24 protein-coding genes, 1 tRNA gene and 1 pseudogene are annotated in these 23,840 nt (G+C 58.8%); 21 read left to right on the plus strand and 5 right to left on the minus strand.

What is annotated here, in order from left to right; all coding sequences use genetic code 11:
* Positions 1-2: 2 nt before the first annotated feature.
* From AQUI_RS0119370 to AQUI_RS0119405, 7 genes are all read left to right on the plus strand, one after another.
* A complete protein-coding gene (locus AQUI_RS0119370; protein ID WP_027258983.1) occupies positions 3-1,064 on the plus strand; it encodes a methyltetrahydrofolate cobalamin methyltransferase in 1,062 nt (353 codons plus the stop codon).
* A gap of 229 nt (positions 1,065-1,293) precedes the next feature.
* The gene (locus tag AQUI_RS0119380; RefSeq protein ID WP_027258984.1) at positions 1,294-2,307 is read left to right on the plus strand and encodes a GlxA family transcriptional regulator; all 1,014 of its coding nucleotides are present in this window, start codon (positions 1,294-1,296) and stop codon (positions 2,305-2,307) included.
* A 128-nt stretch (positions 2,308-2,435) separates the two neighbouring features.
* Complete coding sequence (locus AQUI_RS0119385) at positions 2,436-3,575, plus strand: aromatic ring-hydroxylating oxygenase subunit alpha (RefSeq protein ID WP_027258985.1); 1,140 nt, start codon at positions 2,436-2,438, stop codon at positions 3,573-3,575.
* Positions 3,576-3,681: 106 nt separating this feature from the next.
* Complete coding sequence (gene betC, locus AQUI_RS0119390; RefSeq protein ID WP_035920098.1) at positions 3,682-5,211, plus strand: choline-sulfatase; 1,530 nt, start codon at positions 3,682-3,684, stop codon at positions 5,209-5,211.
* 13 nt (positions 5,212-5,224) lie between these two features.
* Positions 5,225-6,019: an SDR family NAD(P)-dependent oxidoreductase gene (locus AQUI_RS0119395; RefSeq protein ID WP_035920399.1), complete on the plus strand. Its 795-nt coding sequence runs from the start codon at positions 5,225-5,227 to the stop codon at positions 6,017-6,019.
* Between the two features lie 11 nt (positions 6,020-6,030).
* On the plus strand, positions 6,031-6,783 hold the full coding sequence (locus tag AQUI_RS0119400) for an SDR family NAD(P)-dependent oxidoreductase (protein ID WP_035920099.1): 753 nt from the start codon (positions 6,031-6,033) through the stop codon (positions 6,781-6,783).
* Positions 6,783-7,709 carry a 3-hydroxyacyl-CoA dehydrogenase NAD-binding domain-containing protein gene (locus AQUI_RS0119405; RefSeq protein WP_051371936.1) on the plus strand — a complete coding sequence of 309 codons (927 nt, stop codon included), beginning with the start codon at positions 6,783-6,785 and terminating at the stop codon, positions 7,707-7,709. The genes AQUI_RS0119400 and AQUI_RS0119405 overlap by 1 nt, the downstream gene beginning before the upstream one ends.
* 222 nt (positions 7,710-7,931) lie before the next feature.
* On the opposite strand, the pseudogene AQUI_RS30910 reads toward AQUI_RS0119405, so the two are convergent.
* Positions 7,932-8,147, minus strand: a pseudogene (locus AQUI_RS30910) (IS5/IS1182 family transposase); the annotation flags it as partial.
* On the opposite strand from AQUI_RS30910, the gene AQUI_RS31570 reads away from it, so the two are divergent.
* On the plus strand, positions 8,094-8,348 hold the full coding sequence (locus AQUI_RS31570) for a recombinase family protein (protein ID WP_211236038.1): 255 nt from the start codon (positions 8,094-8,096) through the stop codon (positions 8,346-8,348). The pseudogene AQUI_RS30910 and the gene AQUI_RS31570 sit on opposite strands and share 54 nt — an antisense overlap.
* A gap of 1,233 nt (positions 8,349-9,581) precedes the next feature.
* On the opposite strand, the gene AQUI_RS0119415 is transcribed toward AQUI_RS31570, so the two are convergent.
* A tRNA-Ser gene (locus AQUI_RS0119415) sits at positions 9,582-9,671 on the minus strand.
* 122 nt (positions 9,672-9,793) lie between these two features.
* Between AQUI_RS0119415 and AQUI_RS0119420 the strand changes: the two genes are divergently transcribed.
* The 7 genes from AQUI_RS0119420 (at position 9,794) to AQUI_RS0119450 (ending at position 16,096) form a co-directional block, all read left to right on the plus strand.
* Positions 9,794-10,645, plus strand: a complete 852-nt coding sequence (locus tag AQUI_RS0119420) for a DUF2059 domain-containing protein (RefSeq protein ID WP_027258991.1) — start codon at positions 9,794-9,796, stop codon at positions 10,643-10,645.
* Positions 10,646-10,849: 204 nt separating this feature from the next.
* Positions 10,850-11,404, plus strand: a complete 555-nt coding sequence (rplU, locus tag AQUI_RS0119425; RefSeq protein WP_027258992.1) for a 50S ribosomal protein L21 — start codon at positions 10,850-10,852, stop codon at positions 11,402-11,404.
* A gap of 11 nt (positions 11,405-11,415) precedes the next feature.
* Positions 11,416-11,685 (plus strand): 50S ribosomal protein L27, encoded by a 270-nt coding sequence (gene rpmA / locus AQUI_RS0119430; protein ID WP_027258993.1) that lies wholly within the window; start codon positions 11,416-11,418, stop codon positions 11,683-11,685.
* A gap of 282 nt (positions 11,686-11,967) precedes the next feature.
* Entirely contained in the window at positions 11,968-12,504 is a 537-nt protein-coding gene (locus tag AQUI_RS0119435) for a GNAT family N-acetyltransferase (protein ID WP_027258994.1), read from the plus strand.
* A 121-nt stretch (positions 12,505-12,625) separates the two neighbouring features.
* Entirely contained in the window at positions 12,626-13,660 is a 1,035-nt protein-coding gene (gene obgE, locus AQUI_RS0119440) for a GTPase ObgE (protein ID WP_027258995.1), read from the plus strand.
* Entirely contained in the window at positions 13,648-14,754 is a 1,107-nt protein-coding gene (proB, locus tag AQUI_RS0119445) for a glutamate 5-kinase (RefSeq protein ID WP_027258996.1), read from the plus strand. Before obgE ends, proB begins: the two co-directional genes overlap by 13 nt.
* A gap of 76 nt (positions 14,755-14,830) precedes the next feature.
* Positions 14,831-16,096: a glutamate-5-semialdehyde dehydrogenase gene (locus AQUI_RS0119450; protein ID WP_027258997.1), complete on the plus strand. Its 1,266-nt coding sequence runs from the start codon at positions 14,831-14,833 to the stop codon at positions 16,094-16,096.
* Positions 16,097-16,159: 63 nt separating this feature from the next.
* Here the strand turns inward: AQUI_RS0119450 and AQUI_RS0119455 are convergent, their stop codons facing one another.
* A complete protein-coding gene (locus AQUI_RS0119455; protein ID WP_027258998.1) occupies positions 16,160-16,756 on the minus strand; it encodes a histidine phosphotransferase family protein in 597 nt (198 codons plus the stop codon).
* Positions 16,757-16,790: 34 nt separating this feature from the next.
* Between AQUI_RS0119455 and AQUI_RS0119460 the strand changes: the two genes are divergently transcribed.
* From AQUI_RS0119460 to tsf, 5 genes are all read left to right on the plus strand, one after another.
* The gene (locus AQUI_RS0119460; RefSeq protein ID WP_027258999.1) at positions 16,791-16,973 is read left to right on the plus strand and encodes a DUF3553 domain-containing protein; all 183 of its coding nucleotides are present in this window, start codon (positions 16,791-16,793) and stop codon (positions 16,971-16,973) included.
* A 107-nt stretch (positions 16,974-17,080) separates the two neighbouring features.
* Positions 17,081-17,842, plus strand: coding sequence for an L-ornithine N(alpha)-acyltransferase (gene olsB, locus AQUI_RS0119465; RefSeq protein WP_027259000.1), 762 nt, complete (start codon positions 17,081-17,083; stop codon positions 17,840-17,842).
* Positions 17,839-18,669, plus strand: coding sequence for a lyso-ornithine lipid O-acyltransferase (gene olsA, locus AQUI_RS0119470; protein ID WP_027259001.1), 831 nt, complete (start codon positions 17,839-17,841; stop codon positions 18,667-18,669). The genes olsB and olsA overlap by 4 nt, the downstream gene beginning before the upstream one ends.
* Positions 18,670-18,860: 191 nt before the next feature.
* A complete protein-coding gene (rpsB, locus tag AQUI_RS0119475) occupies positions 18,861-19,637 on the plus strand; it encodes a 30S ribosomal protein S2 (protein ID WP_027259002.1) in 777 nt (258 codons plus the stop codon).
* A 79-nt stretch (positions 19,638-19,716) separates the two neighbouring features.
* The gene (gene tsf / locus AQUI_RS0119480; protein WP_027259003.1) at positions 19,717-20,592 is read left to right on the plus strand and encodes a translation elongation factor Ts; all 876 of its coding nucleotides are present in this window, start codon (positions 19,717-19,719) and stop codon (positions 20,590-20,592) included.
* A 474-nt stretch (positions 20,593-21,066) separates the two neighbouring features.
* On the opposite strand, the gene AQUI_RS0119490 is transcribed toward tsf, so the two are convergent.
* Entirely contained in the window at positions 21,067-21,822 is a 756-nt protein-coding gene (locus tag AQUI_RS0119490) for a LuxR family transcriptional regulator (protein ID WP_027259004.1), read from the minus strand.
* A complete protein-coding gene (aroQ, locus tag AQUI_RS0119495) occupies positions 21,819-22,268 on the minus strand; it encodes a type II 3-dehydroquinate dehydratase (RefSeq protein ID WP_027259005.1) in 450 nt (149 codons plus the stop codon). The genes AQUI_RS0119490 and aroQ overlap by 4 nt, the downstream gene beginning before the upstream one ends.
* Before the next feature lie 348 nt (positions 22,269-22,616).
* Here aroQ and AQUI_RS0119500 point away from each other — a divergent pair, with 348 nt between their 5' ends.
* Positions 22,617-23,828: a serine hydrolase domain-containing protein gene (locus AQUI_RS0119500; protein WP_027259006.1), complete on the plus strand. Its 1,212-nt coding sequence runs from the start codon at positions 22,617-22,619 to the stop codon at positions 23,826-23,828.
* The last annotated feature ends 12 nt before the right edge of the window (positions 23,829-23,840 follow it).

Consider the following 23,840-nt stretch of genomic DNA (forward strand, 5'->3'; position numbering starts at 1 on the left):
AAATGACCCGTACAGTCGTAGAATCAAAAACAAAAACCGCGGTCCTGGGCTTTGACGAGCCGTTCTGCGTCATCGGTGAACGCATCAACCCGACCGGCCGCAAGAAACTGGCCGCGGAGCTGGAAGCCGGCGATTTCTCCACCGTTGAAAAAGACGCTGTTGCTCAGGTTTTGGCCGGTGCGACCGTGCTCGATATCAATGCGGGCGTGGTTTACAATTCGAACCCGAACCCGAACGAAACCGAGCCGCCGCTGATGCGCAAGATCGTCGAGCTGGTGCAGGGCCTGGTCGACGTGCCGCTGTGCATCGACTCCTCGGTGCCGGGCGCGCTCGAAGCCGGTCTGGAAATCTGCGAAGGCCGTCCGCTGCTGAACTCGGTCACCGGCGAAGAAGAGCGCCTGGAGCAGATCCTGCCGCTGGTCAAAAAGTACAACGTGCCGGTTGTGGCGATCTCCAATGACGACACTGGCATCTCGGAAGACCCCGATGTGCGTTTCGCCGTCGCCAAGAAGATCGTTGAACGCGCTGCCGATTTCGGCATCCCGGCGCATGACATCGTGGTTGACCCGCTGGTGATGCCGGTTGGTGCAATGGCAACTGCCGGTCTGCAGGTGTTTGCGCTGGTCCGCCGCCTGCGCGAAGAGCTGGGCGTGAACACCACCTGCGGCGCGTCCAACATCTCCTTCGGCCTGCCGAACCGTCACGGCATCAACAACGCTTTCCTGCCGATGGCAATGGGCGCTGGCATGACTTCGGCGATTATGAACCCGGTGGCGCTGCCCATCACGCAGAAGAAAATCGCCGAGAAGAAGGCCGAAGTTGAAGCGGCCGGCATCATCCTGCCCGAGGGCATGGAAGACGAAGCTTTTGTTCAGATGTTCGGTCTCGGCTCCACCAAGCCGCGGGCCGGTAAGGAGATGGAGGCCATCCGCGCTGCCAACTTCCTGACCAACAACGACCCGCATGGCGGCGAGTGGATCAAGTTCAACAAAGAGCCTGCCAAAGAAGGCGAAGAAGGCCGTGGCCGTGGCGGCCGCGCAGGCGGCCGCCGCCGCCGCGCCTGATCGGTGCAGGCAGACTAACCAAGAGGCCGGGCAGAAATGCCCGGCCTTTTTCATTTTATCAGCAACTTGTACGGCGTGCTTCATTTCTCTGGCGTGATCCGGGCAGGGATCAGCTACTGGACGAAACCCGCCAATTCCCGCCTCCTGCACCTGGACTGAAGCAGGTGCCGTCTGTTGTGTTCTTGGAATACTTGCACCCAACGGACGGTTACTTTACGAAAATGGCCAAATGGAACTGGTATCAGACAACACCGTCAAGATCCTTTTGCTAATCACGCCGAACTTCAATTTGGCTGCAACAGTTGGGTTTCTCGATCCATTCCGCGCGGCCAACTATCTTGAGGGGAGCGTCAGGTTTCAGTGGCACATCGTGTCCCAACGTGGCGGACCATGTATCGCCAGCAATGGGTTGAGCATCGATACAGTTGCCTTGTCAGCTGTTCAGGACACAAACGCAGATATTGTGATCGTCTCCTCCAGTTGGGCTCCGGAAGCACATAACACAATTCCGTTGCACGCCGCGCTTTGGCGGTGGGCGCGGCAGGGCTGCACATTGGGCGGACTGGACACAGGCGCCTTCATTCTTGGTGAGGCCGGATTGCTAAAGGGCTGCAAAGCCACGGTGCACTACGAACATATCGACGCAATGATCGAGCTGTTCCCGAATGTTGAAGTCAGCGAAGAGCTGTTTGTCTTTGACGGCAACCGCATCACCTGTTGCGGGGGCGTTGCAGTTGCGGATTTTGCACTGCACATTATTCAGGGCACACACGGAGATGCGGTGGCAAACGCTGCAGCAAGATATGTGTTTCTGCAAAGCGTTCGGCCGTTTGGGGCGCTGCAGAATCCTGGGTTGGCCGAGCCGATCGGTCAGGTGGCGCCCAGTGCGGTCAAACGGGCGATTGCGATCATGGAGCAGAATCTCGAGGTGCCTCTGACGATCCCCGAGATCTGTGACGCGGTTGAGATTTCACAGCGGCACCTGAACCGTCAGTTCACGGCCTATGTTAAGAAGACGCCGACGTTGTATTACCGGGACATCCGGCTGGACCGGGCACGGGGCCTGGTGACTCAAACGCGGATTCCGCTGGCTGAAGTGGCGGTGGCCTCAGGATTTTCCAGCCAAGTGCATTTCAGCCGGGCTTACCGCGAAAGATTTGGTCTGGCACCGCGCAGTGACCGGATCGAGGGGCGTGTGCCATTTGAATTTCGCGCCTGGCCGATGCATCGGAAGACAGATTGAACGCCTTTTGGCGAATAATGTCTGGTTGACGGCCAGCTACGCACAGAGACGACGCTTCTGAACGGCGATCCTTTTTCCAGCTCGACTCACCCGGTTCACAGCGGGAACGCCAGAGGAGAAGGTTTGCCATGACTGAACTGCCGTCAAAAAAACAGTTTACTGAGATCGCCAACGGTTACAGCGAGAATGCCTCCGCTTCGCAGTCCTTGCGGGCAGAGGCCTATACGGATCCGGCCTGGTATCAGGTGGACCTGAGGGAAATCATCTCCAGGACCTGGCAATGGGTCTGCCATGTGGAAAAGCTCCGCGAGCCAGGCAGCTACACCACGATCGAAATTGCCGGGCAGCCCATCGCCGTGGTGCGTGACAGAGAAGGTGTTTTGCGCGCCTTCTACAACGTCTGCAAGCATCGCGCCCATGAATTGCTTAGCGGCGAAGGCATCACAAGCCGGATCATGTGCCCCTATCATGCCTGGGTCTACAAGCTGGACGGCAATCTGATCCGCGCGCCCCATACGGAAAACCTTGAGGGTTTTGACCCCAAAGATATCTGCCTCGACGAGGTCCAAGTCGAAGAGTTCTGCGGCTTTATTTATGTGAATCTGGACGCTCAGGCGCACTCCCTGTCGGAAATGTCAGGCGATCTGGAAACGGAAATCCAGCACTGGGCACCGGATATTGCCGATCTCACTTTTGCCCATCGGCTGATTTATGACATTAAGTCCAACTGGAAAAACGTGGTCGACAATTTTCTGGAATGCTACCATTGCCCGACAGCGCATAAAGACTTCTGCGATCTGGTAGACATGGACACCTACAAGGTGACAACCCATGGTATCTACTCCAGTCACATGGCCGATGCGGGCAACACCCCCAACAGCGCCTATGATGTCTCCAACGCGACGGTGAAAACCCATGCGGTTTGGTGGCTGTGGCCCAATACCTGCATCATGCGCTATCCGGGCCGGTCCTCAATGATTATTCTGAACATCATCCCGGCAGGACCGGACCGGACGCTGGAAACCTATGATTTCTTCCTCGAAGAAAAGACTCCGAACGAGGCCGAACTGGAAACCATACGTTATCTCGACGAGGTGCTGCAGGTCGAAGATATCAACATCGTTGAGAGCGTTCAAAAGGGCATGAACACACCGGCGTTTGACAGTGGACGGATTGTGAATGATCCGCATGGATCGGGCATGTCGGAACACGCAGTCCATCACTTTCATGGTCTGGTTCTGGATGCCTACAAGCGGGCTGCCGGATGAGCGCACCCTGTTTCCCTGCGGCCTGCGCCAAGGCCGGGCCGATGGTATTTGAACCGCCGCCACAGGGGCGGTGGTCTCAAATCATCAGCTGAACTGGGAGAGTAAAATGTCCAGACGTCCAAACATCGTCATCATCATGGCAGATCAATTGGCGCCGCAGTATTGCGGTGCCTATGGTCATGCCGTTGCCAAGACTCCGCATCTGGATGCGCTGGCAGCGCGGGGGATGCGGTTTGACGCGGCCTATTGCAACTCGCCGCTTTGCGCGCCTTCGCGGTTTGCTTTCATGTCGGGTCAGCTGATCAGCCGCATCGCCGCCTATGACAATGCGTCAGAGTTCCGCGCCTCAGTGCCGACATTTGCGCACTACCTCAGAGGACTGGGCTATCGTACCTGCCTGTCGGGCAAGATGCACTTTGTCGGTCCGGATCAGAAACATGGTTTCGAGGACCGTGTCACCACTGATGTTTACCCCTCCGATTTTGCCTGGACCCCCGACTGGGAAGCCCATGATGAGCGGATCGACAAATGGTACCACAATATGCAGACCGTAAAGGAAAGCGGTGTCGCGATTGCCACTTTCCAGACCGACTATGACGATGAGGTGGGATTTGCAGCGCGGCGCTGGCTGATAGACCGGGGCAGGGACCGCGCCCAGGGAAGCGAAGCACCCTTTGCGATAGTGGCCAGCTTTATTCACCCCCATGACCCCTATGTCGCCCAGCCGGAATGGTGGGATCTCTATTCCGGCGAAGATATTGAGATGCCCGGATTTGTTCTGACCGCCGAGGAGCAGGATTCGTTCTCGCGCCGGGTCATGGACGGGATCGAGGCCAGCCATGTGCCGCTCAGCGACGAGGAGGTCCGCCGGGCACGGCGCGCCTATTTGGCCAATGTCAGCTACTTCGACAGCAAAATCGGTGAGATCGTCAAAACGCTGGAAGACATTGGTGAACTGGACAACACGATCGTAGTCGTCACCGCGGATCACGGCGACATGCTGGGCGAGCGCGGCCTGTGGTACAAGATGAACTTCTTTGAGCATTCCGCTCGGGTTCCCTTGATCATGGCCGGCCCGGATGTGGTACAGGGCACCGCATCAAACGCCTGCTCTCTGGTGGATATCCTGCCAACGCTGGTCGAAATTGCCGGTGGGGACAGTGCAACCTTCGCAGAACCTGTTGACGGGCGCAGCCTGATGCCGCTGGCCAAAGGAAAAGCCGATCCTCTGGATGAAGCGATTGGTGAATATTGCGCCGAAATGACACCCTGTCCGGTGTTCATGATCCGGCGCGGGACCTTGAAATACATCCATTGCGACTTTGATCCGGCGCAGCTCTTTGATCTGGAAAAGGATCCGTTGGAAAAGGTGAATCTCGCCCGTGATCCAGCCTATGCCGGACAGGCAAAGGCCTTCGCTGCCGAGGTAGCAGAGCGCTGGAACGGCGAGGAACTGCGCCGCGATGTCATTGCTGCACAGAAATCCCGTCGCGCATTGCATGCTGCGATGGCGGCAAGGGCAGGGGCAGGTGAGACCTGGGATTACAACCCGCCTTCCGATGCCAGTCAGCAATATGTCCGCAACCACATGGATTGGACCGTGGCAGCAGGACGTTATCGGTTTCCCCCGGTTTGAAAGGATGGCAGATATGAAGCTTGAAGGAAAATTTGCGCTGGTCACGGGCGGGCGCGGCGGCATTGGCCGCGCCATCGTGGCGCGGTTCCTGCGCGAGGGTGCTGTTGTTTACGCGGCCGACCTCAGCCCGCAGGGCTCTTTGGCAGATCATGACGAGGATGGCAGCCGTTTTGTACAGATGAACGTGGCCGATGAAGCCGCTGTGCAGGACGCGATGGCACAAGTCAGGAGCGCGTGCGGCAAGCTGGACATTCTGGTCAATGCGGCTGGCATCGAGATCGAAAAAACCATTGAGGAAACCTCGCTTGAGGAATGGAACCAGAGTTTCGCGGTGAATTGCACGGGCACTTTCCTGACTTCCAAACATGCACTGCCCTTGATGCGGCAAGCAGCCAAATCCGGCACCAGCGCCAGCATCATCAATTTTGGCAGCTATGACGGGTTCATCGCCGATCCCGGTCTGGCGGCCTATTGCGCCACCAAAGGGGCGGTGCACGCACTGACCCGGGCGATGGCCTGCGACCACGGGCCCGAGGGCATCCGTGTCAATGCGATCTGTCCCGGCTATATCGACACGCCAATGCTGCAAAGTTTCTTTGCCGGCGAAGGGTCTGGCGGCGGCGGCGGCAATATCGAAACCCTGCAACAGGCGGTGCGCGACGTGCATCCGATGCGCACCTATGGCACACCGGATGATATTGCAAATCTGGTCAACTGGCTGGCCTCGGACGAGGCGCGCTATGCCAGCGGTCAGCTCTGGGTTCTGGATGGCGGCCTGTCTGCACAGGTTCAGCAGATGAGACTCTGAGGAGATAGATCATGGCAACACAGGAAGCTGCAATCGTCACCGGCGGCAGCCGCGGCATCGGCCGGGCCATCGTCGAACGCTTGATGGCGGACGGCACCAATGTGGTGACTTGCGGGCGCGGGCCGCGCCCGGACGATTTGCCCGAATCTGTAGTCTGGGTACAGGCCGACGTGTCGCTGACCGGCGACGCTGCCCGCCTTATCAAAGCTGCAAACCATGCTTTCGGGCGGGTCAATCTGCTGGTCAACAATGCAGGTGTTCAGGTCGAAAAGACGGTGGCCGACAGCGACGACGACGATTGGAACCTGGTGATGAACGTCAATTGCAAAGGCGTGTTCAACATGTGCCGTGCGGCCCTCTTGGATATGGCGGCACATGGCGGCAACATCATCAATATCGGCTCGATCTCGGGCAGGGTCGCGGACCCGTCCATGGCTCTTTACAATGCGTCCAAGGCTTTCGTGCATGGGCTGACCCGCTCAATCGCCGTTGACCATGGGCCAAAGGTACGCTGCAATGCTATCCGCCCCGGCTGGATCATGACTGAAATGGCCGGGGATGCCTTTGCCTTGGCAACGGATCCGGAAAAGGCCATGACCGATGCGCTGGCGCGCCATCCGGCTGGGCGGCTCGGGAAACCGGCCGATATTGCCAACATGGTTGCCTGGCTGGCGTCGGACCAGTCTGCCTATGTGACCGGCGAATGTTTCACTGTCGACGGCGGCATGACTGCTGCGTCACCACTTAATCCGGGATTGTTCTGATGGAATTTGCACATACTGCGTCTCTTGGCGGCGGCGTCATCGGCGCCAGCTGGACCGCGTTGTTTCTGGCATCAGGACGGACCGTGGCCGTGTTCGATCCCGCTCCAACTACCGAAAAACAGGTGCGCGGCTACATTGAGACGGCCTGGCCGGCGATGACTGAACTGGGATTGACGGCAAACGGCGATCCCGATGCGGTCACCTTCCACGCCTCAGCACCGGAAGCCGTCCGGGGTGCTGCGTTCATTCAGGAAAGCGTTCCGGAACGGCTGCCTGTTAAACATGCCCTTTTTGGCAAGATCGAACGGGAAATGGACAAAGATGCAATACTTGCCAGCTCGGCCTCTGGCCTGACCTTGGGACAGATGCAAAGCGGCTGGAAGGATCCGTCACGGATAATCCTGGGCCACCCTTTCAACCCGCCGCACCTTATCCCCTTGGTCGAGGTGATGGGCAACGACAAGACTGCGGATGGGATCGTGGAGGCCGCCGAGCGTTTCTATGAAAGCACCGGCAAAACAACCATCCGCGTTAACAAGGAAATCGCTGGTCATGTTGCCAACCGCCTGCAAGCCGCAGTCTGGCGCGAAGCGATCAGCCTTGTGATGCAGGGTGTTGCCTCGGTTGAAGACGTAGACAAAGCAATGTGGGCCGGACCGGGCCTGAGATGGGCGGCGATGGGGCCAACCATGCTGTTCAATCTTGGCGCCGGAGAGGGCGGCCTGGCAGCATTCTGCGATCACTTCGCCGAAACGTTCAACGGCTGGTGGGATGATCTGGGGCAGGTGCACCTGAATGAAGACGTGGCGCAAACCCTGATCATGGGCGTGCAGGACGAAGCACAGGGTCAAACCCCGGCCGAGCTTTCAACCAAACGGGATGCCCTGATCACCGCCATGCAGAAGGCCACCGCCGGTCTGCGTTAACGCTATTGGAAATTAAAGAAAGCCTTTGAACCGGTACCTCGCTGTCATCGGCGCCGGGCATGGACGTACAGCCGGTGACGGAATATTCGGCGTTTTCGCAATCGACGCTCGTAAAAGGGCTCAAGGCCAAACCGGCACATTTGGAAAATGCGAGTTAGGGTCAGGATGGGCGTTGTTGCGTAGCTCCAGCCTGAAACGTGACTGCCCCTTTTCCCCTTGGTGTCAGGCGACGCGTTCGATCCCGGCTTGGCCGAGCGCGTTGAAGCGGTTCATGAGTGCAATGCGGATGTGGATTTCGGCGGTTTGGCGGTCGGGGTCTCGCGATGCGGCCCTCTCGCCAAAGGATTTGAGACCGCGCATCTTCGCCTCGACCCGACTTCGGACGTGATAGCCCGACCACCGCTTCCAAATGGCCCGCCCAAGGGTGACGGTCTGGCGTCGCAAGAAAGCCGTTGTCGCGAATGCGCGCGGTATAAGGGCTATGAGGTGATTGAGGTCTTTAACGATAATAAATCAGGTGGCGATGCTGACCGTCCTGCCATGATTGCCCTTCTGGCGTACCTGAAAGTGCAAAAGGAAACCTGTGTTGTCATCATCGATGACATCAGCCGTTTCGCGCGGGATGTGGTTGGACATTGACAACTGCGGACGCTGCTGGCCGAAGCGGGCGGCAAGCTGGAAAGTTCGTCAATAGAATTTGGCGAGGACAGTGACAGCATTCTGGTTGAGAACCAGCTGGCGTCTGTGTCCCAGCACCAAGGCCAGAAAAAACGGCGAACAAACTAAAAATCGTATGCGGGGGCGTGCGCTTAATGGTTGCTGGGTGTTCCGTGCGTCGATTGGTTACAAGTATGAGCGCGTTGCAGGGCATGGCAACATGCTGGTGCGGGATGAACCTTTGGCTTCCATCATCCAAGAGGCCTTGGAAGGGTTTGCCTCCGGCCATTTTGAAACGCAGGCCGAAGTGAAACGGTTTCTGGAATCAAAACCTGCATTCCCGAAAGATTTTGCCGATGGCACAATTCGTTTTGAGCGGATCATCCGCCTGATGACTCGCACGCATTTTGCGGGTTACATCGAAATCCCCGAGTGGGATGTGTCACTGCGCAAAGGCCATCATGAAGGTCTGATCTCACTTGAGACCCATGAATTGATCCAGCAACGGATCAAGGACGGAGGCAGAGCTCCCGCTCGCAAGGATATCAACGCGGACTTCCCTCTGCGGGGATTCGTGTGCTGCGATGACTGCAACACACCTCTGACGGCCTGCTGGTCCACCAGCAAGTCGGGCAAGAAACATCCGTATTGCCTCTGCCACGCCAAAGGCTGTCCCAGCTATCGTAAATCCATCCGCCACGATGTGCTGGAAGGTGAGTTTGATACATTGATGCAAAGCCTCACACCCTCCGAGGGCATGTTTGCCATGGCGTCAAAGATGTTCAAAGACGCTTGGGGACAACGTGCGGGACAAATGGAGGCTGTCAAACGCCTGATCAGCACGGAGCGCAACCAATTGGATAAGCAAATCGAAGGCCTTTTGGATCGTGTCGTGGACGCGGACAGCCCAACCCTGATCACGGCCTGTGAAAAGCGTATCGAAAAATTGGAGCGTGAGAAGTTGATCTTAGACGAAAAACTGCAAAACAAAGGAAAGCCAATGCATACCTTCGAGCAAATGTTCGAACACGCACAGCAATTCCTGTCAGACCCTTGGAAACTATGGAAAAGTGGAAACCTGATTGCCCAAAGAACTGTCCTGCGACTGGCCTTTGCAGAGAAAATTAGCTTTGCACGAAATAAAGAACTTCGAACACCAAAAACCACCTTGCCACTCAAGATGTTAGAGGGGGTTTCTTACCAAAAGAAGATTAATGGCGGAGAGACAGGGATTCGAACCCTGGGTGGGCTTGCACCCACAACGGTTTTCGAGACCGCCCCGTTCGACCACTCCGGCACCTCTCCGCGGGGGTCTGGTGGGGCAGCGTTTAAGGTTGATTCCGGGTGCGCGCAAGTGGGAAATGCGGCTTTGCCAAAAAAAGCCGGTCTGCCGTTGCCAGCCAAAGGTTTTTGCCTAAATTTGCTTTATGCAGATGACCCTCAAAACCCCCGCTGAGCTCTTGCGTTTCCTGATCCTGCTGTGTTTCGCCGTTGCGGGAATGCCGCAGACCGGCCTGGCCGCAGAACGGGACCGGGTTGAGGCGTTTCTGGAAGTGACCGGTTTTGACGTCGCGCTCGACAGCATTGCCTTGTCTGCCTCCAGCGCACCGGACATGCTGGGGCTGGATGCAGGCGCCTTTGGCAGCCAGTGGACCGAACTGTCCGAGGATGTTTTTGATACCGCTGAAATGCGCGGCCTGGCGCTGGAGATCCTCGAAAATACGCTGGACGACGAAGCTCTGGACCATGCGGCAGCTTTTTATGCCAGCGATCTGGGGCAGCGCCTGGTGCGGGCGGAAAACGCCTCGCATAAGGTCGAAGATGACGCGGTAAAGCAAATGGCAGGCAACCGCATCGTTTCAGACCTGGTCAAAGCCGGCAGCACACGGGTCGCAATGTACCAGCGGATGGGAACCGCAATTGATGCCGCTGGCGCAGGCGTGAAGGCGCTGCAGCAGATCCAGTTCCGCTTCCTTATGGCCGCCGCTGCTGCCGGGGTGATCAAGCTGGAATTGGACGCCGATGGCTTGCGCGCCCTGATGAAGGCGCAGGAAGGCGAGCTGCGGCTCAGCCTGCAGGCCTCCAGCCTTGCGGCCTCGGCCTATACCTATCAGGAATTCAGCGATGCCGAGGTTGAGGCCTATGTTATGGCCCTGGAAGAGGCGCCGATGCAGCGGGTTTATGAGCTGCTCAACGCTGTGCAGTATGAGATCACCGCCAACCGCTTTGAAGAACTTGCGCACCGGATGGCAGAGCTGACACCCGGGCAGGATATCTGAACCTGCACGGGCTGATGGCGCAGGTTGTGAAAAACAGTTGACACCTTGGGAGTTCCGAACCATAAGCCCGCATCCCGGCCCGGAATCCGTGCGCCGGGGTTTATTTGTAATACGCCCATCACATGGGCGCGCTGTTCGAGGCGGCATTTGCCGAAAACACCCGCAAGGGGGCCGTAGGACGCGGGTAGAAAAGGAAAGACGCACATGTTTGCGGTCCTCAAGACCGGCGGCAAGCAGTACAAGGTTCAGGCGGGCGATATCCTCCGCGTTGAGAAACTTGCTGCAGACGCTGGCGAAACCATCCAGTTCGACGAAATCCTGATGCTGGGCGGCGACGCACCTGTTGTGGGTGCTCCGCTGGTGGACGGCGCTGCCGTCAAGGCGGAAGTGATCGACCAGATCAAAGGCGAAAAGCTGATCAACTTCGTCAAGCGCCGCCGGAAGCACTCTTCCAAGCGCACCAAAGGCCACCGTCAGAAGCTGACCCTGGTCCGGATCACCGAGATCCTGGCATCGGGCGCAACCAAAGCTGCTCCGAAAGCCGCTGCCAAAGCTGCACCTGCCGCTGAAGCCGCCGGTTCGGACGACCTGACCCAGCTGACCGGTGTTGGCCCTGCCGCCGCCAAGAAGCTGAACGAAGCCGGCCTGACCAGCTTTGCCCAGATCGCAGCCTTGTCCGAAGACGGTATTGCTGCTATCGAAGCGGTCAAAGTGAAGCCCGAGTGGGTTGAGCAGGCCAAAGAGCTGGCTAAAGGCTAAGGAGAGAGAGAATGGCACATAAAAAAGCTGGCGGTTCCTCACGTAACGGCCGCGACTCCGCGGGCCGCCGTCTTGGCGTGAAACTCTTCGGTGGCCAGGCGGCCATCGCAGGCAACATCATCGTGCGTCAGCGCGGCACCAAGTTCTGGCCGGGCGAAAACGTAGGCATTGGCAAGGATCACACTCTGTTTGCCACCGCCGAAGGTGCCGTCACCTTCCGCAAGGGCCTGAAAAACCGCACCTTTGTATCGGTTCTCCCAGTGGCGGAGGCCGCTGAGTAAGCCGACCCGAAGGGTAAAGAAATCTTTAGGGGGACCGGCTATAAGGCCGGTCCCCTTTTCTGTTTTCCGGATGCGAGTGAAAATGATTTTCCTAAGAATGACCAAGGGCGTGGTTTCTGCTGAAAATCACAGTGGCGCTCACGCCCGGCCAACAGGAAGTTTTGCACAAATTGAACAGCCTATGCCTTGCCACCGGGGCAGGGCATGCACATCTGAGGTTGGCCGCCGCAACAACAAAGGCAGTTACAGCCAGAAAAACTTTGGCAGAGGAGGAGCACATCCATGAATTTGGAACAGATTGTGTGCCAGCAGGTAATCGACACGGACCGCTTTATTCTGCGGCCCTTGCGAAAATCCGATGCCGGCCTGATTGAACACTACGTCAGCGATGCGCGCGTTGCCCGCATGACCCGCTCGGTGCCCCATCCGCTGCCGCCCGGCGCCGCCGAGGCTTTTGTGGCCCGAGCCATGGCCGAAGAACGCGACGAGGATGTCTGGGTGATCGATGGCACTGCCGAAGGCGACGCGGAGCTGAAAGGCGTGATCGGCCTTAAGCGGATGGACCGCAACCAGTCGGAAGTGTCCTATTGGACGGCTCCGCCGTTTTGGAATACCGGGCTTGCCTCTGCCGCGGTGAAGGCATTGGTGGACGCAAACCCGCAGGGCAACGCGGCGATGTTTGCCTCGGTGTTTCAGGACAACCCGGCGTCTGCCCGGGTGCTGATCCATTGCGGCTTTGATTATCTCGGCGACGCCGAAAGCTATTCAGTGGCCCGCGATGCCTCTGTCCCAACCTGGACCTACAGCCGAAAACTGTGATTGGCGCGGCGCGCGCTTTGCGGTAAGGCAAACGAAACATTCCCGCCAGGGCCCCGGGGCTTTGGCGGGACACTTGTACTGCGCGGGCGGGCACGCGATTCCGCCGCATTAAGGAGCTGTCATGAAATTCCTCGATCTGACAAAGGTCTATATCCGCTCGGGCGCCGGCGGGAACGGCTGTGTCAGCTTCCGCCGCGAAAAGTATATCGAATACGGCGGGCCGGACGGGGGCGACGGCGGCAAGGGCGGTTCGGTCTGGGCCGAGGTGACCGACGGGCTGAACACCCTGATCGACTTCCGCTATCAGCAGCATTTCTTTGCTAAAAACGGCCAGTCCGGCATGGGCCGACAGCGCACCGGCAAGGATGGCGATGATATTATCCTGCGCGTCCCCGTGGGGACCGAGATCATGGATGAGGATCAGGAAACCGTTCTGGCGGATCTGACCGTGGTCGGCGAGCGTGTGCTGCTGGCCAAGGGCGGCAACGGCGGCTTTGGCAACCTGCACTTCAAATCAGCCACCAACCAGGCGCCGCGCCGGGCCAACCCCGGCCAGGAGGGCGTGGAGCGCACCATCTGGCTGCGCCTCAAGCTGATTGCCGACGCAGGCCTGCTGGGCCTGCCCAACGCGGGTAAATCGACCTTTCTGTCGGCGACCTCGAACGCGCGCCCCAAGATTGCCGACTATCCCTTTACCACACTGCACCCGAACCTGGGCGTGGTCGGCATCGACAACACCGAATTTGTTGTCGCCGACATCCCCGGCCTGATCGAAGGCGCGCACGAAGGCAAGGGGATTGGCGACCGGTTCCTGGGCCATGTGGAGCGTTGCGCGGTGCTGCTGCATCTGGTGGACGGCACCTCCGACACCGTGGTCGAAGACTACAAGACCATCATCGGTGAGCTTGAGGCCTATGGCGGTGTTCTTGCCACCAAGACCCGGATCACCGCACTGAACAAGGTGGATGCGATCGACCCGGAGGAGCGCGACGAAAAACGCGCCGCATTGGAGGCCGCAGTTGGCGGTCCGGTCATGATGATGTCCGGCGTCAGCCGCGAAGGGCTGAACGAAGTGCTGCGCGCGGTGCGTGCTGAAATCGACGACGACCGTATCCGCATGAAACCCGTCGAGGAGGAAGCGCCTTGGCGGCCCTGAAATCGGCGAAACGGATCGTCGTCAAGATCGGCTCAGCGCTGCTGGTCGACCGGAAAACCGGCGAGCTGCGCGCAGGCTGGCTGCATTCCTTGGCCAATGATGTTGCCTGGCTGAAGGCCGGCGGCACCGACGTGGTGCTGGTCTCTTCCGGCTCGATTGCCTTGGGCCGGGGCGTTTTGGGCCTAGCGCGCGCTGACCTGCCGCTGGAGCAATCGCAGGCCGCGGCGGCGGTTGGCCAGATCCGTCTGGCGCGCGCCTATGAAGAAGCCCTCGCGCCGCACCGGATCACCACGGCGCAGGTGCTGGTGACGCTGGAAGACAGTGAAAACCGCCGCCGCTATCTGAATTCCCGCGCGACACTGGAAACGCTGCTGGGTATGGGCGCGGTGCCGATCGTCAACGAGAATGACACTATCGCAACGGACGAAATCCGCTACGGTGACAATGACCGGCTGGCGGCGCAGGTGGCGGTGACAGTCGGGGCTGACACTCTGATCCTGCTGTCCGATGTTGATGGCTTCTACAGCGCCAATCCTGCGCTGGATCCCGTGGCCAAGCGCTATGACCGGATTGACGAGATCACACCGGAGATTGAGGCGATGGCGGGCGACGGTGTCTCTGGCCTGTCCAAAGGCGGGATGATCACCAAACTTCTGGCAGCCAAGATGGCCACCGCCGCCGGCTGCGCCATGGCGATCACTGAAGGTTCGCCTTTGAACCCATTGAAAACACTTGAAGATGGTGCGCCTTGCACTTGGTTCACCGGGCAGGGGGATCCGCAAGCCGCACGCAAGCGCTGGATCAGCGCGATGAAGACCCGCGGAGTTCTGACCATTGACGAAGGTGCTGCACGCGCATTGATGTCCGGGAAAAGCCTGCTGCCTGCAGGCGTCCGTCATGTGGAGGGTGACTTTGGCCGCGGCGATCCGCTTGCCATCCTTGGCCCAGACGGACGTAAACTGGGGCAGGGGCTGTCACGCTATACAGCGGACGAGGCCCGTGCCATCCAGGGGCGTCAATCGCAGGAGATCGAGGCCACGCTGGGCTATCCCGGCCGCGCCGCATTGATCCACCGCGATGATATGGCGCTTTGAGCAGATCATCTGATAGTTTATTCCAGCCGGCAGGCACCCGATGTGCCAAACAAGGACCGGCAAGGGCGCGAGACACATGAAAGACAATGAAAACATCCCCGCCGTGATGGCAGAGCTTGGCAAACGTGCAAAGCAAGCGGCGCAAATCCTGGCCACGGCCAGCGCTGAGCGCAAACATGCGGCCCTGATCGGCGCAGCCGAGGCGGTGTGGAGCCGCCGGGCAGAAATCATCGCTGAAAACGCCAAGGACTTGGAGTTCGGCCGCGGCAAGGGCCTGTCCGGCGCGATGATGGACCGTTTGATGCTGGACGAGCCCCGCATACAGGGCATCGTTGACGGTCTGCGGGCGGTGGCAGCGCAGCCCGATCCGGTGGGCGAGGTCATGGAACAGTGGGAACAGCCCACAGGCCTCAAGATCCAGCGAGTCCGCACTCCGCTGGGGGTGATCGGGGTGATCTATGAAAGCCGCCCCAATGTGACCGCGGATGCCGGCGCGCTCTGCCTGAAATCGGGCAATGCCGTTATCCTGCGCGGCGGTTCGGAAAGCTTTCATTCCAGCCAGGCGATCCACGCCTGCCTGGCTGAGGGCCTGAAATCCGCTGGCCTGCCCGAAGACGCCGTGCAGCTGGTGCCGACCCGCGACCGGGCCGCGGTGCAACAGCTGCTGACCATGACGGACTATGTCGACGTCATCGTGCCCCGCGGCGGCAAGGGCCTGGTGGGTCTGGTCCAGCGCGAGGCGCGGGTGCCGGTCTTTGCCCATCTCGAGGGCATCGTGCATATCTACCTCGACAAAGCCGCCGATCCGCAAAAAGCCTTGGATGTGGTGCTGAATGCCAAGACCCGCCGCACCGGGATCTGCGGCGCCGCGGAATGCCTATTGATCCACCAAGATATTGCGCAAACCCTGGGCAAGGCCGTTCTGGACAGCCTGTCTGCTGCCGGCGTGGAAATTCGCGCCGAAGCGGGCTTGCCGGGGCCTGAGGGTATGGCAACCGCCACCGCTGAGGACTGGGGCAAGGAGTATCTGGATACCATCATCGCAGCCAAACAGGTTGCCAGCATTGACGAAGCAATCCAGCACATCCGCACCCATCATTCCCAGCACACCGATTGCATCATCACCGAGAATGAAGCTGCGGTTCAGAAATTCTTTACTGAACTCGACAGCGCGATTCTGATGCACAATGCCTCCACCCAGTTTGCCGACGGCGGAGAATTTGGCATGGGTGCGGAAATCGGCATTGCCACCGGTAAAATGCATGCGCGCGGTCCCGTCGGCGCCACCCAGCTGACCAGCTTCAAATACCTGGTCCGCGGCGACGGTGCCACCCGGGCTTAAGCGATAAAAAACGCAAAACGCCGGGAAAATGTCCCGGCGTTTCTTTGCATAAAATGCTGATGATCAGAACTGCAGCGTGATCTTTTCCAGGTTTTGCTCCAGCCGGACGGTGCGGTCTGCTTCTCTGGCGGCCCCGGGGAGCAGAGCGAATTGCACCAGCGCCGGTGTGATCTCAGCATTTGAATTGCCACCGCTTACCCGCGCCCACAGCTCGTCATCCACGTTCAGTTTGCGGCCTTCGCCCATCACTGTCCATTTCCCGTCGGCACAGAAAATCTTGACCATTCCGCCATAGGGCAGGGCGGATTCCAGGCACAGCGCCGCCAGCAGGGTCAGGCGTGCCTCGCTGCGGGTGCAGCCTTCCAGCGGCGACCATTGGTATTTGATGCGTCCGCCCTTGCTGATGTCTTCCAGCACTGAAACCACTTCGGCCCGGCCCATCTGCTGGTCGCCGGCTGCGCCAAAGGCAATACGGAAAAAACGGATGCGGGCGTTGGCATTGGCCACGCTGTCAGAGATCAGTTCCAGCTCGGGGCCGGACATGCTGCCAGCCATTCCAAGCAATTCCAAGCCGTTGTTGATGGCACCGACAGGGCTGATCAAATCATGGCAGATCCGGGACCCTACCAATGCAGCCAGATTGGCGTTATCTACACCCATAACTTATACTTCCTCCGAACTGGGCCACCCGCCAATGAATGACCTCAACGCAATTTTAGCCCCCGGCATGTTCGTCCGGCACCCGGATCACCCTGAATGGGGTGTAGGGCAGGTGCAATCGAACGCGGGCGGCAAGATCACCGTGAATTTCCCCGACCAAGGCAAGCTTGTGATTGACGGAGCACGCATCTCCCTTATTCCCGTCTTTGATCCATAACGGTTTATGAAGAGTTAACGAACTCAATCTAATTCGCCTTAAAAGCTGCGCGTTCTTTGCCTCAATAGAGGGATGCGCTCAAGCCTGATCGACGCAAAGGTGATCGAATGCAAGACTCCCCTCCGGAATTTTCCGTCAAGATCGCGGAAACAGACGCAGAGCTGCGCGCCGCGCAAGCTCTGCGGTATGACGTGTTTGTGCGGGAGCTTGGCGGCGGCGGCGCGCTGGTGGACCATGATGCGGGGCTGGAGCGGGACGGGTTCGATCCGTTCTTTGACCACATGCTGGTGATCGATGACGCTAAAGGCAGGGTGGCCGGTGTCTACCGCCTGTTGCGCGATGATCAGGCCGCAAAAGCCGGTCAGTTCTATTCCGAAGACGAATATGATCTGACCGTCCTGAAGACTTCCGGCCGCCGGCTGCTGGAGCTGGGACGCTCTTGTCTGCATGCGGATTACCGCGGCGGCATGGCGATGTTCCATCTCTGGTCCGGGCTGGCAGACTATGTGGAGACCCATAGTATCGAGGTTCTTTTCGGGGTCGCAAGTTTTCACGGCACTGATCCCGCTGCTCTGGCCAATCCTTTGGCGATGCTGCACCACAATCACCTGGCGCCGCCCGAGCTTCGCGTGCGGTCAAAAACGTTTCAATCCATGAACTTGGTAGCCGCAGGTGATCTCAACCGCAAACGTGCGATGGTGGAAACCCCTGCGCTGATCAAAGCGTATCTGCGGCTGGGCGGATACGTCGGCGACGGCGCCTATGTCGATCAGGCCTTCAACACCACCGACGTGTGCCTGATCCTGGACACCGCGCAAATGAACGACCGCCAGCGCAGGATTTATGCCGGAGGCAAGGGGCGGGAATGAGCGTCAGCTGGCAAAGCGAAGAGGCGCCGGATCCGGTCCGGATCGGAGCCTTGGGCTGGACACTCGTGCTGGTGCGCGGGCTGCCGCTGGCGGTGCTGGTGTTTGGCGGGCTGCTGGTTTTGCTGGCCCTGCGGCTGATCGAACGGCCGGTATTCGGCCTGCAGCGGCCGGTCACGCCCTTTATCACACAGTTTGTCTGCCGCAATGCCTTTCGCATTCTCGGGATCAGCTTCAAAACCCGCGGAACGCTGATGCGTCAAAAGGGGGCCGTGGTGGCCAATCATGCCTCCTGGCTGGATATCTTTGCTCTGAATGCGCGCAAGCGGATCTACTTTGTCTCCAAGGCGGAAGTCGCCAAATGGCCGGGGATCGGCTGGCTTGCGCGGGCCACGGGCACTGTGTTCATCGAGCGCAATCCTAAGAAGGCCAAGGAACAGGCAGACATGTTTGAACAGCGCCTGCAGGCCGGCCACAAGCTGCTGTTTTTTCCCGAAGGCACCTCAACCGATGGTTTGCGGGTCTTGCCCTTCAAAACAACGCTCTTCGCTGCGTTCTTTTCGGATCACTTGCGTGAGGATGCGCATATCCAGCCAGTCTCTGTCCACTATCGCGCACCCAGTGGCGCCCCGGCACGGTTTTATGCCTGGTGGGGAAATATGGATTTCGGGCCGCATCTTCTCAAGATCCTGGCAGCCCAGCGGCAAGGCCAAGTGGAGCTGATTTACCACCAGCCGTTGAAGGTTGCCGCCTTCCCGGACCGCAAAGCCCTGGCCGCCACAGCCGGAAAACTGGTAGAAGACGGCCACCGGCGCGCCTTGGATGGCTGAAAAATGAGGCGGAAACCGGTTTCCTCCTGATCCGCTATTGTCAGCTGACAATTTCTGCTCTATGAGCGCGCCTACGAACCCGCAGGCGGGGTTTGGCCTGATCAGGGGAGACATCCCTGACGGACCGCCGGTTGGAGCATACGCTCTAGATAACCCCCGCCGAGGATAGAAACCGGAAAGGATATAATAGCATGGCTCTTCCTGAGTTCACCATGCGTCAGCTGCTTGAAGCTGGCGTTCACTTCGGCCACCAGACTCAGCGCTGGAACCCGCGTATGGCACCGTTCATTTACGGTTCGCGCAATGGCATCCACATCATGGACCTGACCCAGACTGTTCCGATGCTGGACCAGGCGCTGCAGGTTGTCCGTGACACCGTTGCCAAAGGCGGCCGCGTCCTGTTCGTCGGCACCAAGCGCCAGGCAGCCGGCCCGATCGCCGAAGCGGCTGAAAAGTCGGCTCAGTACTTCATGAACCACCGCTGGCTCGGCGGCACCCTGACCAACTGGAAAACCGTTTCCCAGTCGATCAACCGCCTGAAGGAAATCGACGAGAAAATGGCGGGCGGCGCCGAAGGCCTGACCAAGAAAGAGCGTCTGGGCATGGAACGCGACCAGGAGAAGCTCGAAGCGTCTCTGGGCGGCATCCGTGAAATGGGCGGCGTGCCGGACCTGCTGTTCGTCATCGACGTCAAAAAAGAAGCGCTGGCCATCGCCGAAGCCAAGAAACTGGGTATTCCGGTTGTGGCTGTTGTCGACACCAACTGCTCCCCCGATGGCGTGGATTTCATCATCCCCGGCAACGACGACGCATCGCGCGCCATCTCGCTGTACTGCGATCTGGTTGCCCGCGCGGCACTTGACGGCATGTCCGCTCAGCTGGGTGCTGCAGGCGTTGACCTGGGCGCGCTCGAAGAAGCGCCGGCCGAAGAAGCCGTGGCTGAAGAAGCCGCTGCTGCTGACGCCTGATCCGTCCCGTCACGGAACTGACATGCGGGGCAGGGTATCACCTGCCCCAAATCTGTTTTTGAATTGAGGAGAGCCTAAGATGGCAATCACTGCTGCTATGGTGAAAGAACTGCGCGAATCCACCGGCGCAGGCATGATGGACGCGAAGAAAGCCCTGGTCGAAAACAACGGCGACATGGAAGCCGCGGTTGACTGGCTGCGCACCAAAGGCCTGGCCAAGGCTGCCAAGAAATCCGGCCGTACCGCCGCAGAAGGCCTGGTTGCCGTGATCGTTGAAGGCAACAAAGGCGTTGCCGTCGAAGTGAACTCGGAAACCGACTTTGTCGGCAAGAACGCTGAATTCCAGGAAATGGTCGGCAGCATCGCCAAAGCTGCCCTGAACGTTTCGGACGTTGAAGCGCTGAAAGCTGCCGACATGGGCGGCAAGACTGTTGCTGAGACCATCACCGACAAGATCGCCACCATTGGCGAAAACATGTCGGTCCGCCGTATGGCCGCGCTGGAAGGCGAAACCGTTGTGTCCTACGTGCACAATGCCGCCACTGCTGGCATGGGCAAAATCGGTGTTCTGGTTGCCATGAACGGCGGCGACGCAGCGATCGGCAAACAGATTGCAATGCACATTGCAGCTGCCAACCCCGCCGCGCTGTCCGAAGCCGATATGGACGCCTCTGTGGTTGAGAAGGAAAAGCAGGTTCAGATGGACATCGCCCGCGAATCCGGCAAGCCGGAGCAGGTGATTGAAAAGATGATCGTCGGCCGGATGAAGAAATTCGTCGCAGAATCGACCCTGCTGAACCAGCAGTTCGTTGTGAACCCGGACCTGACCGTTGAAGCCGCAGCCAAAGAAGCAGGCGCAACCATCACTGGTTTTGCCCGCGTCGAAGTCGGTGAAGGCATCGAAGTCGAAAAAGAAGACTTCGCAGCCGAAGTGGCCAAGGCCGCACAGGGCTGATTTGGGCTGATCAGCCCTCACGCTTGAATTCAGGAACCGGCAGGGACATCCCTGCCGGTTTTTTTGTGCGCATCGTCCGCATACGGACGCTGCCCCGGCGGCTGATATCGGAGGAAGGGATTGCGAGGGACCCCACTGATGGGGATGGGCGAGGCCCCTCTGTATCCGGAATAGACGCGGAACAATACGCGTCTACTCCTGACCAGGTAGGAGAGCCTTGAAATCACAAGGGTCGTTACCCATTAGTTCCTTGGCTAAAGCCACCACTCACGGAACAGGGGCAACATGCAGAAAATCAACCTATAACGGTAGTATAGAATTCCATACTTCTTACGGCTTAGTTCAGACCGGCATGGTCAGTAAAACCGGTTAAGTTTCCGTCGCTTGCAAGCGATCTGAGAAGGTCCGGCGGCGTCTGCAATTGCCGCGGCAGCAGCGGCGGCACGGCCTGGTCATCCACAGCCAAGCAGCAGTTTATGCATCCATGATATACATCTGATTGTGCAGCGCTGCCTTCAAAACAGCCTGGGCGGTTGTCTCGACCGACAGCGATTCCCTGGCAAGACGCAGGTGTTTTTCAATCGTCGCGGGTGTAAGTTCCATCAAGAGTGCAATGTCCTGCGTGGTTTTGCCATCTCCAACCCATTGTAGAACCTCCCGCTGCCGTTTGGTAAGGCTGCGGTTTGGTGCAGTATAGGGCAGGGTGAGGATCTTCAGATGGGCGACATTGTTCATCAATACGATGTCATCGCCCGACTTCTGCCACAGCGCATCCACCGCATCCTGAGACATGCCCGGTTTTGCGGCCAGTGATATCGCGCCTTTGTAGCGGGGAGAAGCAGAGTAGAAACTGACGGTATAACCGGCATTCATGTCGAGCTTCTGATTGAACTCATGCACCCGCTGGGCTTCGGGCCCAAGTGTCCCGTCGGCAATCATGTCCTGCACAATACGCCAGCTGCCGGCGCCTTCGTTCTCCAAAGCCCAGCGAAGCATCGGCGCATGGAAATACAGGCCCTTATGCAGGAATCCGTGCAGATACTCGCTGTCATGATTGGACAGGATGACAAAATCATCCGGATCCCCCAGCGACGTTTCCGTTTTGTAACGGGTGTAACCGTAGATCAGCCGGTCGAACCCGAACCTGGACATTTGCCGGACATGCCCGTGCCACAGCTCTTCCAGACTTTGAGCGCCGCAAATGGAGTTCAGGTATTCCTTTACATTCATGCTGTTGCGGCCACTTTCAAATGTGCTTTCAAAGCATCCAGCGCCAACAGGTACCCCTGCGCGCCAAAACCGCAAATCTGCCCCAGCGCCGCCTTGGCGATATAGGAGGTGTGCCGGAATGGCTCGCGTGCATGAATATTGGAGAGATGCACTTCAACGGCCGGAAGCTCTACGGAAATCAAGGCATCCATCAGGGCAATTGACGTGTGCGTGTAGGCGCCGGCGTTCAGGATGATCCCATGATGCTGACCCTTGGCCGCATGAATAGCATCAATCAACGCCCCTTCATGGTTCGACTGGAAGCAGCTGACCGAGACCCCGAGTGTCTGAGCATGATCGGCGCAGGCCTGCTCCACCATCGCCAGAGTGACCGAGCCATAGACGTCCGGCTGCCGGGTACCAAGCAGGTTGAGGTTGGGGCCGTTCAATACCAGAATGCTCGTCATCGGATCTATTTCCTTTTCGTCCTTCCCTTTGAACTTCTAAGACAAATTTATTGCAAATGCGAACACGCAAACGCGCATGAATTGAAAAAATTCAAATTTTGGAATTTACTGAACCCGCTGCTGCAAGCGTTTGCCCGGCACTTTCAGAAGCCTTCTATTCCAGCCAATTTTCGAATTCACCGCTGTCACTGCGGTTGGAACCGTCATCGGGTTTTTGGGAATTTCATTCTGTCTGTATTCCGGCACCCGCGCTCCGAAGCCTGAAACGCAACGTCTCCCGGCTCGTCTCCTTTAGAAACACAGTATACAGTCCGGATGGATGAGGCAGAGCAGTAAGGGGGCGCAGTGATGAGATCAGACCGGCTGGAACGCATCAGGCGCTGGCAGCAACGTTATGTGGATGAAGGAAAATATCCCGGAAGCTCCCTTCTGATCCGCCGCCACGGTAAGGAACAGTATTTTCACACGGCAGGCCTGCGCAACATCGAGGAGAGCCTGCCATTCACCCGTGACACGCTGGTGCGCCTCTATTCGATGACCAAACCAGTGACATCAGTGGCTGTGATGTCTCTTCTGGAGCAAGGGCTGTTCCACCTGGATGCCCCTGTCAGTGATTTTCTTCCGGAATTCAATGATATGCAGGCGCTGATACCCGAAGCCGGGCATATCAGCCAGACCGAGCCTTGCGCTGTTCCGACACTGCAACAGCTGCTGACCCACACCAGCGGGCTGAGTTACCCGTTCAATCCCGGCCTCCTGCCGGAAGTCATGGCCAAGGAAGATTTGCTGTTTAAGCCGGACCACGGATCACTGGCCCCAATGGTGACGCGGCTTGCGCGCCTGCCGTTGGCTTTTCAGCCAGGAACCCGTTGGGAGTATTCCGTTGCGACTGATGTGCTGGGCCGCGTTGCCGAGGTTGTTTCGGGCAAGCCCTTGGGCCGGCTCCTGCAAGAGGTGATCTTTGAGCCGCTGGGAATGTCGGAGACCGGGTTCCAGCCGCCCAGCGGGGCAGGGAGCCGGTTTGCCTCTCTCTATACTCCGCTGGCGGGTGATGCCCTGGCGCTGAATTCCGCAGAGACCGGCACCGACAGCCTGCGCCCGACCGACAGTTACCCGCATTCTCCCTTCTGGCAGGCCGAAATGCACTCTGGCGGAGGCGGATTGATCGGCACGATCGACGACTATATGAAATTCACCGAAATGCTCCGGTGCCGCGGCCGCTGCGGAGACGGCTTTATCATCAGTCCGCAAACTTCTGATTTTATGATGCAAAATCACCTTTCCGGAGATATCGCTTCGATGGGTCCGCAAAGCTTTGCTGAACAGCCGATGGAAGGCATGGGTTTTGGCCTTGGCGGCGCTGTTGTTCTGGATCCGGCACGGGCGCGGTGCCCCGGATCCGTTGGTGATTTCAGCTGGGGCGGCATTGCGTCGACGTTCTTCTGGCTGGACCGGCAGCTTGATATGTCGGTGGTGTTTCTGACTCAGCTGGCGCCCTCCAGCTCGTACCCGTCACGGCCGGAACTCAAGGCGCTGGTTCATGGCGCCATTGCCGAGTGACTTCCAACTGCC

This window comes from Leisingera aquimarina DSM 24565, from assembly GCF_000473165.1.
Taxonomy (GTDB): Bacteria; Pseudomonadota; Alphaproteobacteria; order Rhodobacterales; family Rhodobacteraceae; genus Leisingera; species Leisingera aquimarina.